The following is a 19,439-nucleotide window of genomic DNA, read 5'->3' on the forward strand; positions in this document are numbered from 1 at the left end:
AACGTAATTGTGACGTTGGTTTATTTAGGTATTTTAAATGCGCTGGAAAGCGATATTGTGGATTGTTTTTAGAATTATCGATTTAAAAAAAAGGAACGAGCCCAAAAAGCCCGTTCCATCTAAACCCAAACATGCGCTCAAACATGAAAGAATTATTAGGGTAACAAATGGTTTTGTGATTGGTTTTTAATTCAAAGTAGTAAATTGATCAAATAATGTAAAAAAATGCAGAGACTATGGATATAAAAGTCATTATAACGGGCGCTACGGGATTAGTTGGAGAAGGTGTTTTACTAGAATGTTTGGAACACGCAAATGTTAGCGAAGTGCTGATGGTAAATCGGAAACATTTTAATCTAAAGTATCCTAAGTTAAAAGAATTAATTATTCAAGATTTTTTTAAGATTGATGATTTTACCGATCAACTAAAGGGTTATAATACCTGTTTCTATTGTGCTGGAATTAGCTCGAGTGGGATGAATGAGGCAGATTACAGTCGAATTACTTATGATACGCCATTGCACTTTGCAAACAAATTATTGGAATTAAATCCAGATATGGTTTTTAATCACATTTCGGGTGGACATACAGATGGATCTGAAAAGGGAAAAGTAATGTGGGCTAGAGTAAAGGGAAGAGCGGAGAATGCTTTAATGCGTTTGCCATTTAAAAATGTTTATAATTTTAGACCAGGATTTATGAAGCCAAGCAAAGGCCAGCAAAATATTCGAGGTTATTACAAAGCGATTAATTTTTTATATCCACTACTGGCACTGATATTTCCAAAGCAGGGCAATACCATTCATGATTTAGGTTTAGCAATGATTAACGCTGTTTTAAAGGGTTATCCAAAACAGGTTTTGGAAGTTGCAGATCTTAAAATTTTGGCAAAAGCTTAATATAGAAAAAGGCTATGGAATTAATTTAACTCCATAGCACTTAATTTTACTGTATCTTATTTACAACTAAATCATCAAAATAAATGTAGCTGGTTTGATCCGATCCCCATACAGAAACATCTTTTCCTCCTCTAAAATTATGGAATGATAATCTGTTGATCAGCCTTTGTGCATCATTAGTTGTCCAACGGATAGATTGATCTAAAACCGTTGTACCGTTAATAATTACTTGTACCCATCCATTTTTATTAGAGCCGGTATTGCTTTTAATGTACATATGCACTGTGTAGGTATCACCTTGTACCAAACTTCCGCTAGACGGATAAGATTTTCCAAAAGTATCTCCACAAGGACCAGCCATGTCTCTATGATAAACATAAGGCTGAAAGAAAACTCTGCTTCCAGTGTTATACCACATTAAACGTAAACTGCCACCATTACCATCTGATGCGATATCGCAACCTGTATTTCCTTCTCCAATAAGAAAACCAAACCCAACTTTGCCACCACGGCTCCAATCAAATTGGCTATGAAAGCGGACTTTGTAAGTGGCTTCGTAAGCAGAGCCGTCAGAAATATCTACACCAGCAATTAGCCCGTTCGATACTGAATTTGGCATTATTGTAGCACGAGCCCAGTTTCCAGAAATCCACGCTCTTCCTTCATTCCAACCTGTTATAGCAGCCTGTCCAAAATCAGAACTTGCTTCGCCATAGGTAAAAGTTCCATCTGGATGCGTAAACTGTGTGTTAATATTGCTTGGGTAAGCTTGGGCCACCGCAACGGATTGTGCCTGAGTTGAACTGCTTTTTTGGGGGGATTGAAGATTTTGTTCAATAGGTTGCTCATTATCTTTTTGGCAACTTTCGAAAACGCAAATGGAAAGCAATGCAATAGCTGTTAATTTCAAAAGATTAAATTTTTGATTCATCATAACTTGGATTTTAATTTAGGGATTTGGTTAGTTTTTCAAAAGCAATGTCAAGTCCTAGACTATCCATAGCAGTCTTTTGTGATTTTCTGTTTTTTTAAGGCATATGTTGCCTTTCGAGAAGAATTTGGTTAGTCCTTATATTATCTGATTAAACAAATATAGACGGTGTTAAACCATAAATCCAAATTAAATAATTTATAATTATCTGATTTATAAATAGTTATATATTATTTTGTACGTTTTGTTCGCAACAGTATAATTGCTAAACAACTGATTTACTGATGTATAAACGGAGTTGTTATTTTCTGGTTGATACGCTTGGTACACAAGAAAAAAATGCAAAATTTATATAATAATACCTGATATGATTGTGGCTTAAAGATTACCCTTGCTGTTATTTACTTAGGCTTTGGATATAATTAGATGGCGTTACCCCGAATTCTTTTTTAAAGGCTTTGGTGAAGTAGGATTGTGTTTGTATTCCGATTCTATACATTACTTCAGTCATTAAAACATCTTCGGTTTTCATTATTTCAATGGCTTTTCTCAACCTAGCCGATCTTACAAATTCCCCAATGGATTGACCAGTAATGGATTTTATTTTTTGGTAAAGTTTGGTTCTGCTCATCCCAATTTCTCTACATAAATAATCGATATCCATTTCTGGATTAATCATTTGTGCATCGATAATAGATATAAGTTTAGCCATAAAAACCTTGTCTCTTTCTGAATGAGCGAGTTCTCTTGGCTCTATTTCTTTGTTTTTTAGGTAATGATCTTTAAGCTTTTGCCTCTGCTCAAAAATATTTTTGATTGTAATTTGGAGCAAACTGATGTTGATCGGTTTAGTAAAATATAAATCTGCGCCCGATGTTGCACCCTCAATTTCTGCTTCGATACTGTTTTTGGCGGTAAGCATTAAAAACGGGATATGGCTGGTTTCGATATCATCTTTTATGATCTTGCAAAATTCAGTTCCATTCATTCCCGGCATCATAACATCACTAATAATTAAATCGGGAAGATCTTTTTTAGCTTGTTCCAACCCTGAACGGCCATCAGAGGCTTCTGTTATTTGGTAAAACGGACTTAAAGTTTCCTTTAAAAAAGTTCTAAGCTCTTCATTATCATCTACGATAAGAATTCGCGTATCTAAATTTTCGGTTACTTGTTCAATTATAATTTTCTGTGTTTGTGATTCTGAATTATATATAATACTTTCCAATCTCGTTCCGCCCTGCTCGGTAGTTTGACTAAACTGTTCGCTAAGATTGTAATCTTCTTTACCATTTGGAATGCCGATAATAATTTCAGTTCCCTCATTTCTTTCACTCGATACCTTAATTAATCCTTTGTGTAGTAAGGTTAAACTTTTTACAAAAGCCAAGCCTACACCTGATCCTAAATGTGTTTCGGTGATGCGATAATAACGTTCGAATAGATGTTCGATGGATTCTTTTGAGATGCCAATTCCACTATCGATTACCCGAAAATAGATGTACGAATTTGCCTCGTAATCACTTTTAACCGTTAGTTGATTCTCAAATGTTGGCGAAAAATTATCTAGTGAAGTAAGCACTTGCAGTTTTAGCGTTCCGCCAGATTTTGTATATTTTAAAGAGTTGTTGATTAAATTGAGGATAATCTTTTCAATTACCTGCCGATCGAACCAAATATTTTCTGGAAGATTATCTTTTTCTACAGTAAAACTGATGTTTTTTTCGGTCGCCATTTCTGAAAATTCTTCCGCTACTTCATCAATAAAAAGATTTAAATTTCCGTTGATTACATTCAATTTCAATGCTCCCGATGCTGTTTTTCTAAAATCCATCAGCTCATTAATTAACCGCAACAAACGGTTTGCATTTCGATGGATGGTATTGTAATAATTTTGGAAAGAATCATGCGTGTCTTCTTTCAAAAGGCGTTCAATGGGCCCTAATATTAAAGAGAGTGGAGTGCGGAATTCGTGGGAGATGTTGGTAAAAAATTGAAGCTGTGTTTGGTGGATTTCTTCCCGCTTTTCTTCTTCAATCTTTCTTAGCTCTAATCTGCGTTTAAAGCTGAGTGCGATGTAAGCGACATAAATAGCCAAAGCAATTGCCCCTAATCTAAACCACCAAGTAGCCCAAAAAGGGGGAGAGATAATAATTTTTAGCGATGTTCCTTTGTTATTCCAAATGTTATCGTTGTTAGATGCTTTTACGTGAAAAGTATAAGTTCCGGGATCTAAGTTGGTGTAAAATGCCTGTTTCACATTTCCGATACTAATCCAATCTTTATCCTCGCCATCTAATTTATAAGCGTAGTTGTTATTCTCGTTCGAAACGTAATTTAATCCCGCGAAGCGGAAAGAGATTGTTGCCTGATCGTAATCGAGTTTAATTTCTTTGGTGTAACTAATGTCGTTTTCCAGTACAGAAGCGTCGGTATTAGGCGAAATTTTTTGGTTGAAAATTTGAAATTCGGTAATGTAAACGGGTGGAACAAAGCTGTTCGTTTCAATGTCATTTGGAAAAAAAGAGTTGAAACCATTAACGCCACCAAAAAACATCTCCCCATTTTTCGTCTTCATGTAAGCATTCGCCTCAAATTCTAATCCCTGTAAGCCATCGCCAGTATTGTATTTTTTAAAGCTTTGATTTTGTGGGTTAAATTTTGTTAATCCTTTTGAAGTCGAAATCCAGAAATTACCTTTCTCGTCTTCAGTTATGCCTTTTATAAATTCGCTACCTAACCCAGCTTTTGTTGTATAGAGATTAAACTTGTTTTTTGTTCGATCAAAACGATAAAGTCCAGCTTGGCCAATCCACAAATTACCTTTGCTATCTACAAAAATCACTCTTAAATCTGGCTGTTTGCCTTCACTAATAAAGTAGTGCGTAAAAATTTGAGTACTTAAGTTATAACAGTTTAGTCCACCATCATCTGTTCCAATCCAAAGGTTTTTGTGCTGATCTTCATTAATAGAAACGATGTTGTTCCCGATTATTTTAGTGCCGTTTTTACCTTCAATAATTCTTTTAAATTGTTTAGTTTGAGGGTTGAAAAGGTTCAGTCCGCCATAATATGTGCCAATCCAAATGTTTTTATTACTGTCTTCGAATGTTTTTTGAACATAATCTGAAGTGATAGAATTCGCGTTCGAATTATGATTGAAGCGGGTAAATGAACCATCGCTATTCATTAAATTTAAGCCACCTGCCCAGGTGCCAACCAAGATTGTTCCGTTTTGGGTTTGCGTAATATCCAGAACGGCATCTGCGCCGATACTTTTCGAATCAAACGGATTATATCGATGATGCGTAAATGTTTTGGTTAATTTATTATAAGTGTCTAATCCACCGCCATCAGTCCCGATGAGAATATTGCCTTGATAATCTTCGCAGAAAGATCTTACATCGTTATAACTCAAACTATTTTTATTAGGTTCTTGCCGAACCAATTTAAATTTCTCTGCCTGCGGACTATACAAATTTACGCCGCCACGATGTGTTCCAACCCACAAATTACCTTGTTTATCAACAAAAAGAGCAGATACTGTTCGTTGAGATAAGCTTGATGCATTGCCGGGTTCGTTTTGGTAGTGACTGAAATTTTCTGTAGCAGGATCAAAATAATCCAATCCGCCATTTATGCCACCCACCCATAATTTTCTTTGTTGATCAAAAGCAATTGCTCTAACCAAATCGCTCCCAATACTATTTTTGCCTTTTTCTTGATGCTGGTAAATTTTTATGGCGTTAGTTTTTGTTTCCAAATGGATCATTCCACTCTCTTCAGTTGCTAACCAAAAACTATTGTCGTTAAATTTTTTAATCGCTCTAATGGTATAGTTTTCTAATCCATTAATGGTTTTTGCTTCGGCTGTTTTTAAGTTTAAAACTTGAATTCCGGCATCGCTAGCCATCCAAATATTTCCAGAAAAATCGCAAAAAACATCATTAATATAATCTTTTCGGTTTGATTTTGAATCCGATTTGTAAGTATAGCGACTAAAAGTATTTTTGTTTTTATCGATTAAATTAAGTCCACCACCGTAGGTTCCAATCCAGATTCCTTTTTTGGTTTCATTAATTGAAGTGATGGTATTGTCGCTGGTTTTTTCTTTAGCTTTATAGGATGTGAAGTTATTTTTTTCTGAGTTGAATTTATTTAGCCCATCAGAAGTGCCGATCCAAAGTGTGTGGCTTTTATCTTCAAAAATGCATCTAATAAAATTATCACTTAAGCTGTTGGCCGTTTTATCATGTTTAAAAACAGTAATCTGATTACCATCATATTTATTCAAACCATCCCTTGTACCGAACCAAATGAACCCTCTATAATCTTGAAAAATACATTCAATTGTGCTATTTGATAAACCGTTTTCTATACCAATGTGCTTAAACTTTAAGTTTTGAGCAAAGCAGTTTCCTATTGAGAAAATCAATATAATTATAAAACAGTTTCTGATTAGGGTAGTCATTTAGGGATTGGTCTGACGCGATAAATATAACAGAATTTTTTCTGTTCTCTGCGCTTCGTTATTCATGCCTTCGCAGTATGGACAAGTGGCGGTGCTAAGCGGTAGGCAATTAATTGAACTACTAAACACGAACGGTCGTCATTCCCAACTTGATTGGGAATCTTAAAGCTTTGGCTATTCTTTTCTCTCGCAATATCCCAAAGGGACTCCTACGGAGCGATTCCCGCCTGCGCGAGAATGACGGGTGGCTGTGCGATCGGCTATTCCTTTCTCTCTCATTGCAAAATGCTAAGGCAATTAATTGAACTACAAAACACGAACGGTTGTCATTCCCAATTTAATTGGGAATTTTAATGCATTAGCTGTTCTTTTCTCTCGCATTGCAAAATGGCAAGACAATTGGTTAAAAGACAAAACACGAACGGTCGTCATTCCCAACTTGATTGGGAATCTTAATGCTTTGGCTATTCCTTTCTCTCGCATTGCAAAATGCTAAAGCGATTAATTGAACTACAAACACGAACGGTCGTCATTCCCAACTTGATTGGGAATCTTAAAGCTTTGGCTATTCTTTTCTCTCGCATTATCCCAAAGGGACTCCTACGGAGCGATTCCCGCCTGCGCGGGAATGACGGGTGGCTGTGAGATTGGCTATTTCTTTCTCTCTCATTATCCCAAAGGAACTCCTTCAGAGCGATTCCCACCCATGCAGCATGACATCGTGGCTATAAAATATGTCGATTAGCACAAAAGAAATGAACGATAGAACAAAAGGAAATTACAGATATAAGCGTGATTTGTACAGTTAATTCTAACCAAAATATTCTATGCACATTTTTACATCTTTTCTCAAGAGTAACAAGCGAATGCTAATGCTTTTACTTCTGATTTTTACCCATGGATATCTTTTTGCACAGCAGGCAACCGTCACCGGTGTTGTAAAAACAGCACCCGATAATTTAGGGATGCCCGGCGTAAGTATTCGCTTAAAGGGAACGGCAATTGCAACATCAACGGATGCGAACGGAAACTTTAGCATAAAAATCCCAGCCAATGCAGGTGTTTTAGAGTTTACATCGGTGGGGTATAAAACTCAGGAAATTACGGTTTCAAAATCGACAACTCTAAATATTACCTTAACCGAAGATGCATCTACATTAAACGATGTGGTTGTTGTAGGTTACGGAACAACTCGAAAACAAGATTTAACAGGTTCTGTTGCTGTTGTAGGCGTAAAGGATTTCCAAAAAGGAAGCATCAGCACGCCTGAGCAAATGTTATCAGGTAAAGTTTCTGGTGTTGCCATCACTTCAAATAGTGGCCAGCCGGGCAGCGGAAGTACTATTCGAATTCGTGGTGGTTCTTCGTTAAATGCAAGTAACGATCCACTTTTCGTTATTGACGGCGTTCCTTTGGAAAATGGTGGAGTTTCTGGCGCATCAAATCCTCTAAGTTTTATTAATCCTAATGATATTGAAACCTTTACCGTTTTAAAAGATGCATCGGCAGCAGCAATATACGGTGCTAGAGCTGCAAATGGTGTAATCATTATTACAACCAAAAAAGGGTTAAGCGACGCCTTAAAAGTAAGCTTCAATTCGGTAAACTCAATCTCTAAAAATACCAAACAGCTTGCAGTTTTAAGTGCAGATGAAATTCGTTCTATTGTAAATTCAAAAGGTACAGCAGCGCAAAAAGCTCAATTGGGTGGTTTCGATACCAACTGGCAAGATCTTATTTATCAAGATGGTTTTTCTACAGATAACAACATAAGCATTAGTGGCGGTGTTAAAAAACTGCCTTATCGTTTGTCGCTTGGTTACCAAAATCAAACAGGCGTATTGAGAACGGATCAGCTTCAAAAAACTTCTGCAGCCTTTGTACTTAATCCACGGTTTTTTGATGATCATTTGAAATTGGATATCAACCTAAAAGGAAGTATGCAGAAAACGCGATTTGCAAATACATCCGCTATCGGTGGTGCAGTAAGCTTCGACCCAACGCAGGCCACTTATACCAACCGACCAAATTATAACGGTTATTGGGAATGGCTAGATCCAACTACACCAACTGGTTTGGTTAACTTGGTTGGTCGTAATCCGGTGGGTTTATTGGAGCAAAGAGAAGATCGTGCGAAACCTTTACGCAGTATTGGTAACATTCAATTAGATTATAAATTTCATTTTTTGCCTGAGTTACACGCCAACTTAAACGCTGGTTACGATGTGGCAACAGGAAAAGGAACTGTATATGTTGATCCAAATGCAGCGGAAACCATTTTAAACAATGGGGTTAGCAATCAATACAAACAGAATAGAAGAAATACTGTTCTCGATTTTTACTTAAACTATGTTAAGGAATTTAAATCGATTAAAAGTAGGGTAGATGCAACAGCGGGTTATTCTTATAATGATTATTTAACCACTCAATATTACTATCCAAGCTTTGATGCGAATGGAAATAAGGTTGCCAATTCTGACCCAGCCTTCGCTTTCAATAAACCTCAATACAGATTAATTTCTTACTTCGGAAGATTAAATTACAACTACGATGAAAGATTCTTACTAACAGGTACCATTCGTCGAGATGGTTCATCCCGTTTCGGACCAGCTTATAAATATGGTGTTTTTCCATCCGTAGCATTAGCGTGGACAGTTAAAAATGAATCTTTTTTAAAGGATGGCAAAACTGTATCAGCGCTTAAATTACGTGTGAGTTACGGGATTACTGGTCAACAAGATGGAATTGACAATTATGGATATATGTCTACTTATGGTTTGAGTTCATTAAATGCTTCTTACCAATTTGGAAATACTTTCTATCAAATGTATCGCCCAAGTGCTTATATCGCAAACATAAAATGGGAAGAAACAGCAACAACCAATCTTGGTTTAGATTTCGGTTTTCTGGATAATCGCATCACTGGAAGTTTAGATCTTTATAAAAAGAAAACTACCGATTTATTAAATAGAATTCCTCAGCCTGCCGGAACAAATTTCGCCGCAACAGCAATTGTAAACGTTGGCGATATGGAAAATAAAGGTGTAGAGCTGACATTAGGTTTTAATCCGGTTAGAGAGCAAGATTTTAACTGGGATTTCAGTTTCAACGCTACTTATAACAAAAATACCATTACCAATTTAACGGTTGTTCCGAACGATCCGAATTATTCGGGTTTCCCGAGTGGAACAATTGCTGGCGGTATTGGCGGACAAAATGCTTTTATAAATGCGGTAGGCGGACCAAAAAATACCTTCAATTTATTTGAGCAAACCTACGATACAAACGGCAATCCAATTGAGGGTGTTTATGTTGATCAAAATAGTGATGTCGTAATTAATGAGAACGATTTCAAAAAGGGAAAACAGGCAGATCCAAAGGTGTTTTTAGGTTTTAGCAACAACTTAAGTTATAAAAAATGGAACCTATCTTTCACCCTTAGAGCGAACTTGGGCAATTACGTTTACAACAATAACTTTAGCCAAAGCGGAAATTTAACTCAGATTTTAGGTACTGCGGTAATTTTGAATGGATCGCCAAATTACCTAACCACCAATTTTAAAACGCAACAACTCCTTAGTGATTATTATGTGCAAAATGCTTCTTTCTTGAGAATGGATAACATCAATCTAGGTTATTCTTTCGGGAAAATTTTAAAGAAAAAGGCAAATTTACAGCTTACAGCCAGCGTACAAAATGTATTTGTAATTACAAAATATCAAGGATTAGATCCAGAAGTTGCCTCAGGAGTAGACAACAATATCTATCCACGACCACGCATATTTTCTCTAGGATTAAACGCTAATTTCTAAAATTATGAACTGCTTTAACAAAAAATATATGAAACCACGTGTTTTACAACTATTAATCCTCGCCTGCACTACTGCGATTTTTACGGTGTCTTGCAATAAGTTGGATTTAAGTCCGACAAATGATTTAACTGCTGATAAAGTTTATACTTCGGCTGCCGGTTATAAACAGGCTTTGGCTAAAGTTTATGGTGCTTTTGCCCTTACCGGAAATGCATCTGTTGGTCAGCCGGATATCCCTGCAGAAATTATTAAGGATGAGGGGAATTCAGATTTTCTTCGTTTGTATTGGAATCTTCAAGAAATAACGACTGATGAAGCGGTATGGTCTTGGCAAAATGATGCCGGTATCCAAGGCTTACATGAGTTGAGCTGGGGTTCAATCAACTCTATCATCAATGGATTATATTATCGTTCATTTTTCCAGATTACGCTTTGTAATGATTTTATTAATCAATCATCTGATGATAATTTGAGCAAAAGAGGGATTTCTGGAGCGGATGCAGATGAGGTTCGCAAGTTTAGGGCTGAGGCTCGTTTCATCAGAGCTTATCAATATGCTGTGCTGATGGATATTTATGGAAATCCGCCGATGGTTACCGAAACTACAGAAATTGGAGGTAAGGATTTACCTAAGCAAATTGCCCGTAAAGATTTATTCGTTTATATAGAATCAGAGCTTAAAGCCATTGAAAATGATTTGGCTGCTCCAAAAGCCAATGAATATGGTCGTGCTGATAGAGCTGCAGATTGGGCTTTACTATCCAGAATTTATTTAAATGCAGAAGTTTATACCGGTACTGCCCGCTTTACGGATGCGATTACCTATTGCAATAAAATTACTGGAGCAGGCTTTAGCTTACATGGAAATTACCGCGAACTTACCATTGCCGATAACAATTTAAATAAAGACGAATTTATTTTAACCATCAATTACGATGGTACAAGTACACAAAATTACGGTGGCACAACTTATTTAATGCACGGGCCAGCGCATGTTCCGGCTGATGTTTCTGGATCTAGTGGAGATTGGGGAGGATTAAGGATTACCCAACAATTTGTTAATTTATTTGCTGATAAAACTGGCGCAACAGATACTCGGGCGCAATTTTATATGTCTGGACAAAATATGGATGTGAATGATTTATACACATCAAACGATGGCTACTCAAGCACAAAATTTAGAAACAAAACCAGATCTGGTGGGCCAGCTCCGCATCAAGATGTAGCAAAAGATTTTTCGGATATTGATTTCCCTCTTTTCCGCTTGGGCGAAACCTATTTAATTTATGCAGAATCTGTTTTGCGTGGAGGTACTGGCGGAAGTTTAGCAACCGCTTTAGATTATGTAAACAAATTGCGTACACGTGCTTACAACGGAAGTTTAACAGGAAACATTACTTCCAGCGCCTTAACAACCGATTTTATTTTAGATGAACGTGGTCGTGAATTATGGTATGAAGCTACTCGAAGAACTGATTTAATCCGTTTCGGGAAATTTACTACAGGTGCATATTTATGGGCATGGAAAGGTGGCGTTAAAGGCGGCACTTCCGTTAACAGCAAGTATAATCTGTTCCCTTTGCCTCCTACAGATCTTTCTGCAAATCCAAATCTTCGTCAAAATACAGGTTACTAATCTAGCATTATCAATTATGAAAAAATTATCTATTCAGATCATATTTACCTTGCTCATTGCCAGTCTGTTTTTCGGCTGTAAAAAAGATGCAAGTACAAACATTGTAACCTCGCCAAGTGTAGGTTCACTGTCTTTTAAAAGCTCGGCTTCAAATGTTGTTCTATCAGCAACTACTGATGCAACCAATGTGGTTACCTTCAGTTTTAAAGCTGCTAATTTTGGGGTTAGTATTATTCCAACATATTCTTTAGAATTCGATTTGCCATCTGATACCTCGGGAATAAACGCATGGGGAAATGCGATTGCAGTTAAATTACCTTCTGGTATATTGGAGAAAGCATATTTAGGTGCCGATTTTAACTCTTTGTTGGCAAATCAATTGATGTTGCCTACAGGTTCGGTAAGTACATTAGCGGTTAGACTTAAAGCCGAAGTAAACCAAAATACCGGAACAGCCTCCGTTATCAAACCCATTTATTCGAGTATAAGCATAACGGTTAATCCTTACAAAGCAACAATCGAATATCCGGCTTTACTGTTAAAAGGAGGAAATTCTTGGAAAACACCAACCGTTAGAACGAATGGATTTATCTTAACTTCTGCTAAATTTAATTCAAAATACGAAGGTTATTTAAACCTACCAAATGCAGATGGATATGGCGGTGATGCTTTCCAATTGGTTTCTTCAAAAGATGCAACTAAAGTTTACGGTTGGGGTGGCACATCAACAACAATGAGTTTAACTGGCGGTAATCTGTACCTTTCGCCAGCACCTGCTTATATGAAAGTAAATGCTGATGTAGATGCCTTAACCATAAATTATACTGCTGTTAAATTTTTTATCTCGGGTGATGATAATGGTTGGAGCACATCGTCTACACCAATGATTTACAACGCTACCACAGGGAAATTGGTTGCTGCGAATGTATCCTTAACAGCTGGTAAAACATTTGTTTTTACCTGTAACGGTGGTTATGATATTAGTTATAAAGTAGATGCAACGGGTGCGTTGGTTTATGCTGGAGCACCAACATGGGGAGGAATTAATATACCAGTTGCAAAAACTGGCGTATTTACGGTTACTTTAGATTTAAGTGCTGGCGACGGTAATTACACCTATTCAGTTAAATAATATTGACCAATGCGCTATTTCCGGATAGGCGAGAACCTTAAATAGAAACATAGAGTGCATTAAGATTCCCATCCGATAGCTATCGGATCGGCATGGAAATAAGAATAATTGAGATTCAAATATTAAATTCAGAGATTGCTTAAAAGAATACAGAAATGTTTAAACAGATAAAAACCATAAAATGGCTAGGCCTTATTTTGTTGCTAACCATTACGTTTGGCGCTTGCAAAAAAACCGTAAAAGGCGAAACACAAATTTATCCATCACCAGATCCAGTTGGCACCTATGCGCTAGGAGCAGATGTGAGTTGGATTACTGAAATGGAAGCTGCAGGTAAGAAATTTTATAATGCAGCTGGTGAGCAACAAGATTTATTTAAAATATTAAAGGATAAAGGCATTAATACCATTAGACTTAGAGTTTGGGTAAATCCATCTGCCGGATATTGTAATACTGCTGATGTTTTAGCAAAAGCGAAAAGAGCACAGGCCATGAATATGAGAATTTTGATTGATTTTCATTATAGCGATTCATGGGCAGATCCTGGGCAGCAGAACAAACCTGCAGCCTGGGCATCGCAAGATTTTACTACCCTAAAAACCTCCGTTTATAACCATACGGTAGAAGTTTTAACCGCGTTAAAAAACAATAAAATTGTTCCAGAATGGGTTCAGGTGGGTAACGAAACCAATAATGGAATGTTGTGGAATGATGGAAAAGCATCTGTAAACATGAAAAATTATGCAGACTTGGTGCTTTCTGGTTACAATGGTGTTAAAGCCGTCAACCCAACTTCGAAAGTTGTTGTTCACATTTCTAATGGATATGACAATAGCTTGTTTAGATGGATTTTTGATGGATTGAAAACCAATGGTGCAAAGTGGGATGTAATCGGAATGTCCATGTATCCTTCGGCTACAGATTGGTCTGCAAAAAATACACAATGTTTAGCCAATATGACGGATATGGTTTCGCGTTATGGATCGGAAGTGATGATTTGCGAATTGGGAATGCCAGTTTCTGAAGCCGTTGCCTGTAAAGCTTTTATCAAAGATTTAATTGCAAAAAATAAATCATTGCCAAATAACAAAGGATTAGGCGTTTTCTATTGGGAACCACAATCTTATAATAGCTGGAGTGGCTACAAACTTGGAGCATTTGATGATTCTGGTAAACCAACGGTTGCCATGGATGGGTTTTTGCCTTAAACCCCCAAACCCCCTAAAGGGGGCTTTTAAAACCCATGCGGTAGGCGATGTAGCTATTTTTCAAATTGATTAACAGTTATCTTGTTTATATGAACGATAGAAAGTCAAAGCCCCCTTCAGGGGGTTGGGGGGTTAATTCGATAAGGAATATAAGTCGGCCGTCATTCCCAACTTGATCCGATAGCTATCGGATGGAAATCGCTCGGCAGGAGTCCCTCTGGGATAATGCCTTGGGTGGGTTTAGATTCCTCTTTGCGTTGGAAAGATGGCAAGAGGTAACGCAGAAAAAACGTAATTTTAATAGTTAAATTTATTTATGATATCATTTAAAAAGCTTTTACTTTTCGTTGCCTTTGCTTTTCTGGCAATTGTTACCTATGCCCAAAACAAACAGGGAATTTATGTTGATGCATCTGGCGTAATCCGCTGGGAAAAAGACAATAAGGAAGCTGCTTTCTTTGGTACAAACTACACTGCTCCTTTTGCTTATGGAAATCGGGCTATTTTAAGAATGGGTCAAACTGCCGAACAAGCCATAAAAGATGATGTTTACCATTTTTCGAGATTAGGATTGGATGCCTTTAGAGTGCATGTTTGGGATCAGGAAATTTCTGATGCTCAAGGAAATTTAATCAATAATGAGCATTTGCGCCTTTTCGACTTTTTAATCGCAGAGCTTAAAAAACGCAAAATAAAAACCTTGGTTACGCCGATTGCTTTTTGGGGAAACGGTTATCCAGAGAAAGATGAAAATACAGGAAGCTTTTCCAGTAAGTACGGAAAACACAATGCACTAATTAATGAAGATGCTTTTAAGGCACAAGAAAACTATTTAAAGCAATTTTTTAAGCACAAAAATCCATATACAGGTTTAACTTATCAAGAGGATGTAGATATTATTGCGGCGGAAGTAAACAACGAACCTCAGCACAGCGGATCAAAAGAAAGAACGACAGAATATATTAACAGAATGGTTGTTGCCATAAAAAGTGCTGGGTGGACAAAGCCCATTTTTTATAATATAAGTGAATCGCCGAAATATGCGGATGCCGTTGTTAAAGCCAATGTTCAGGGGCATAGTTTTCAATGGTACCCAACCGGATTAGTTGCAGGGCACACGTTAAAAGGAAATTATTTGCCAAATGTGGCGAAATATAAAATCCCATTTGATAGCATTCCGGCCTTTAAAAATAGGGCAAAAGCAGTTTACGAATTTGATGCTGGTGATGTTATGGCGCCAATTATGTATCCGGCAATGGCCAGAAGTTTCAGAGCTGCGGGCTTTCAATGGGCAACGCAATTTGCTTACGATCCAATGGCTACGGCTTACGCAAATACCGAATATCAAACGCATTATTTAAATTTAGCTTACACGCCATCTAAAGCAATAAGTCTTTTAATCGCATCAAAAATCTTTCATAAAATCGGTCGGTTGGATACATTAAACTCAGGCGATTCTTTTGGCCCTTTTAAAATAGACTACAAAACTTCGCTAAGCGAAATGAATACCGATGATGAATTTTATTATTCAAACTCAACGGAATCAAAGTTATCAAATCCTAAAAAACTGAAGCATATTGCAGGTGTTGGAAGTTCTAAAATAGTGAAGTATGATGGAACTGGTGCATATTTTCTTGATCAAATTGAGGCTGGTGTTTGGCGGTTAGAAGTAATGCCCGATGCAATTCTGATCAGAGATCCATTCGGAAAGGCATCTCCAAAAAGAGAAGTTACAAGAATTAATTGGGCAAATTTGCCAATGGATATTAGTCTTCCAGATCTTGGAGCCGATTTTTCAGTTACTGGCTTAAATCAAGGTAATAGTTTCTCATCAAAAGGAGAAAAAGGAAGTTTTAAGATATCTCCAGGAACGTATTTGTTGGTTCGCAAAAGTATTAAAACCAAGGTTAATGCTAAAAGTATTTATCAAAATATCGCTTTAGGAGAATTTGTGGCGCCAAAATCATCAACAGAAAATGTGTTTGTGAAGAATCAAGCTTTGACTACGATTTCTGAAAATATCGCTTTCAATGTCAATGCAGAGATTGTAGGTTTAAATGCGAATGATTCTGCTTTTGTGCAACTTAATAATTCTAGCAATCAATGGAAAAACATTCCCTTAACTAAGGTAAAAGAATATCAATATTCTGCTTCTATTCCTTCGGATGTTGTAAAATCGGGTTTATTAAAGTATCAAATTATCGTTCACAAGGCGAATGGCGAGTACTTCTCATTTCCTGCGAATGTAAAAGGCAATCCTTATGCTTGGGATAAATTAGAAACCGAAAGTTATCAAACTTATGTAGCAGGAAAAAATGCTTTATTTGAAATTTTTAACGCTGGCTTAGATGGTTCAACCATCAACGTTTATAATCCAGATTGGGAAAACAATAAGGTAGAATATAATTCTGGAGAAAATTCTTCTCATTTGAATTTGAAGTTATCCATGAACCAGCCAAAGAATAATCTATTATTGGGCTTTCAATATTACTTTGCCGATAAGATGGCTGGAAGAATACGAGAAATAGATGATTTAAAAACTTTGGTGATTAAAGTTAGGGCGAATGTAGAAAATACAAAGGTTAAAATTGGATTGATAGATGCTGATGCACATTTCTTTTCTGCTGAAATTTTGGCCAACAAAGATTTTCAGTTAATCGAACTTCCATTAAACCAATTAAAATCTGATGCTCAACTTTTGTTGCCACGTCCGTACCCAGGTTTTTTGCCTCTTTATTATAAGCCTACAAGTCAATCACTTTTCAAATTAAAAAATACTGAAAAATTAGAAGTTACGTTTGGTTATGGTCAGTTAACTAAACCAACTTCGATAGAAATAGAATCTATTTATATAAAATAAACCGCCAAGATGATGTGCCGATATAAAGAATTTTTTATTCTGATGCTGGGTTTTTTAACCCTTACCTTTAATAGTTTTGCTCAACAAAACACGCTTCCAAAAAAAATAAATTTTGATGAAGATTGGCGTTTTAGTTTAGGCAATGCGAGTAATCCCTCAAAAGATTTCAATTACAAAATAGCGAATATATTTTCAAAATCTGGGAAGGCAGATAGTACAGCAATTGATGGGAAATTTGACGATAGCAAATGGAGAAAACTGGCTGTTCCGCATGATTGGGCAGTAGAATTACCTTTTGCAAAAAGTGCTAACGCCGATGTTATGGCCCATGGTTATAAACCAATTGGTGGTTTGTTCCCAGAAACAAGCATTGGCTGGTATCGTAAGCATTTCTCAGTTTCAAAGGCAGATTCCGGTCAGCGTTTTCAAATTCAGTTTGATGGTGTTTTTAGAGATGCCGAGTTTTGGGTAAACGGTTTTTATTTGGGCAATAACAAAAGCGGTTATTTAGGTGCAAGTTATGATTTAACGGATTACCTAAACTTTGGAAAAGATAATGTAATTGTCGTTAGAGCAGATGCTTCCCAATCTGAAGGGTGGTTTTACGAAGGTGCAGGTATTTATCGCCACGTTTGGCTAAAGCAAAAAAGTAATAGTCATATTGCCGATAATGGTGTTTTTGTGCATGCCGAGGTCAATAAAAACCAAGCCAATGTAACCATAGAAACTACGGTAGAAAATAAAAACCTAAATGAAGATGAACTTCAGGTTTACAGTTATGTTGCCGATAGAAATGGTAAAAAGTTAAATAAAAGTACATCGACAGCAATAAAACTAGCGGTAAATGAAAGTACGGTAGTGAAACAATCCATTGCTTTAAATGATGTTAAACTATGGGATTTAGACAACCCATATTTGTATAAAGTGGTTTCTCTTATAATGTCAAAAGGGAAGGTTGTGGATAGCGTAATTACGCGTTACGGCTTCCGAACCATTTTGATGGATGCCGAAAAAGGGTTTTTTCTCAATGGTAAACATTTAAAAATTCAGGGAACAAATAACCACCAAGATCATGCAGGTTTGGGCTCTGCCTTGCCAGATGCGATTCAATATTACAGAATCGGCTTATTGAAGGCTTTTGGCGCAAACGCATATCGAACTAGTCATAACGCGGCCACACCAGAGCTTTTAGAAGCCTGCGACAGTTTGGGAATGCTGGTATTAAATGAACAGCGTTTATTAAACAGTAGCCCAGAATATATCGAACAGTTTGAGCGATTAATTAAACGTGATCGTAATCACCCAAGTATATTTTTATGGTCGATTGGGAACGAAGAAGGTATGATTCAGAAAACAAGTGTAGGGAAAAGAATTGCACAGACTTTATTGGCCAAACAAGTAGAACTAGATCCATACAGAACAAGTACTTATGCTGCAGATTTGGCGACAGAATTTAATGGTGTAAACGAGGTAATTCCCGTTCGAGGTTTCAATTATCGCCAGTTTGCTTTTGGCGATTATCATAAGGAGCATCCAAAACAACCCTTAATTGGCACAGAAATGGGCAGTACGGTAACTACAAGAGGGATTTATGTTAAAGATTCTATTGCAGGATATGTTCCAGATCAGGATATCACGGCGCCTTGGTGGGCGAGTAAAGCGGAAACCTGGTGGAAACTTGCTGCGGAAAATCCATATTGGATGGGCGGTTTTATTTGGACAGGATTCGATTATCGCGGAGAACCAACGCCTTACGAGTGGCCTAATATCAACAGTCATTTTGGAGTGATGGATGTCTGTGGTTTTCCGAAAAACATCTATTACTATTATCAATCGTGGTTTACAGATCAAGATGTTTTGCACTTATCGCCTCATTGGAATTGGAAAGGTAAGGAAGGCAAAGCGATTGATGTTTGGGTAAATACAAATGCAGATAACGTAGAGCTTTTTCTCAATGGTAAAAGCTTAGGAAAAAAAGTAATGCCAAGAAATAGTCATTTGCAATGGAGCGTAATTTACAAGCCAGGAACATTGAGTGCCATTGCTTATAAAAACGGTAAAAAGTTAACGGCGAAAGTGGAAACCACAGCTGAAGCTTATAAAATTATAGCTACTCCAAATAAAACAATTGTTATGGCCGATGGTCAGGATGCTGTGGTTGTAAACATTAGCGTAGTGGATAGACGAGGAAGAACGGTGCCAACAGATAATCATTTAATTCACTTCATTCCGATTGGGGATGGAAAAATAATTGGCGTAGGTAATGGTGATCCAAGTAGCCACGAGGCGGATAAATTTTTAAATGGAGATTGGCAACGGTCGTTGTTTAATGGCCATGCTCAAGTGATTATTCAAGCCGGAAAAACAAACGGTAAAATTGGATTGGCTGTTACTGCCGATGGCTTGGAACCTGCGCAGGTTGAGGTTACTGCAAAGTAGTTTTTTTATAATTATCCAAATGGAATTGAGCCTGTTGAAGTCTTTTTTTAA

The 19,439-nt window shown here is 37.0% G+C and carries 10 protein-coding genes; 8 read left to right on the forward strand and 2 right to left on the reverse strand.

Annotated elements, in window-relative coordinates:
• The first annotated feature begins 236 nt into the window (after window positions 1–236).
• Window positions 237–899, forward strand: coding sequence for an NAD-dependent epimerase/dehydratase family protein (locus tag H7U22_RS12740; RefSeq protein WP_187071735.1), 663 nt, complete (start codon window positions 237–239; stop codon window positions 897–899).
• A gap of 46 nt (window positions 900–945) precedes the next feature.
• Here the strand turns inward: H7U22_RS12740 and H7U22_RS12745 are convergent, their stop codons facing one another.
• Both H7U22_RS12745 and H7U22_RS12750 read right to left on the reverse strand, forming a co-directional pair.
• Window positions 946–1,833 (reverse strand): polysaccharide lyase, encoded by an 888-nt coding sequence (locus H7U22_RS12745; RefSeq protein ID WP_187071736.1) that lies wholly within the window; start codon window positions 1,831–1,833, stop codon window positions 946–948.
• A 394-nt stretch (window positions 1,834–2,227) separates the two neighbouring features.
• On the reverse strand, window positions 2,228–6,265 hold the full coding sequence (locus H7U22_RS12750) for a hybrid sensor histidine kinase/response regulator transcription factor (protein WP_248284742.1): 4,038 nt from the start codon (window positions 6,263–6,265) through the stop codon (window positions 2,228–2,230).
• A 337-nt stretch (window positions 6,266–6,602) separates the two neighbouring features.
• Here H7U22_RS12750 and H7U22_RS22855 point away from each other — a divergent pair, with 337 nt between their 5' ends.
• The 7 genes from H7U22_RS22855 (at window position 6,603) to galA (ending at window position 19,388) form a co-directional block, all read left to right on the forward strand.
• On the forward strand, window positions 6,603–6,797 hold the full coding sequence (locus H7U22_RS22855) for a hypothetical protein (RefSeq protein WP_222621859.1): 195 nt from the start codon (window positions 6,603–6,605) through the stop codon (window positions 6,795–6,797).
• Between the two features lie 376 nt (window positions 6,798–7,173).
• Window positions 7,174–10,113, forward strand: coding sequence for a SusC/RagA family TonB-linked outer membrane protein (locus H7U22_RS12755; protein ID WP_248284743.1), 2,940 nt, complete (start codon window positions 7,174–7,176; stop codon window positions 10,111–10,113).
• A gap of 28 nt (window positions 10,114–10,141) precedes the next feature.
• Entirely contained in the window at window positions 10,142–11,749 is a 1,608-nt protein-coding gene (locus H7U22_RS12760; RefSeq protein WP_187071739.1) for a RagB/SusD family nutrient uptake outer membrane protein, read from the forward strand.
• Between the two features lie 16 nt (window positions 11,750–11,765).
• A complete protein-coding gene (locus H7U22_RS12765) occupies window positions 11,766–12,881 on the forward strand; it encodes a SusE domain-containing protein (RefSeq protein WP_187071740.1) in 1,116 nt (371 codons plus the stop codon).
• Between the two features lie 155 nt (window positions 12,882–13,036).
• A complete protein-coding gene (locus H7U22_RS12770; RefSeq protein ID WP_187071741.1) occupies window positions 13,037–14,089 on the forward strand; it encodes a glycoside hydrolase family 53 protein in 1,053 nt (350 codons plus the stop codon).
• Window positions 14,090–14,405: 316 nt separating this feature from the next.
• Entirely contained in the window at window positions 14,406–16,949 is a 2,544-nt protein-coding gene (locus H7U22_RS12775; RefSeq protein ID WP_187071742.1) for a membrane or secreted protein, read from the forward strand.
• 42 nt (window positions 16,950–16,991) lie between these two features.
• Window positions 16,992–19,388, forward strand: a complete 2,397-nt coding sequence (gene galA / locus H7U22_RS12780; protein WP_187071743.1) for a beta-galactosidase GalA — start codon at window positions 16,992–16,994, stop codon at window positions 19,386–19,388.
• Window positions 19,389–19,439 lie beyond the last annotated feature (51 nt).

Source organism: Pedobacter fastidiosus (genome assembly GCF_014306625.1).
Lineage (GTDB): Bacteria > Bacteroidota > Bacteroidia > Sphingobacteriales > Sphingobacteriaceae > Pedobacter > Pedobacter fastidiosus.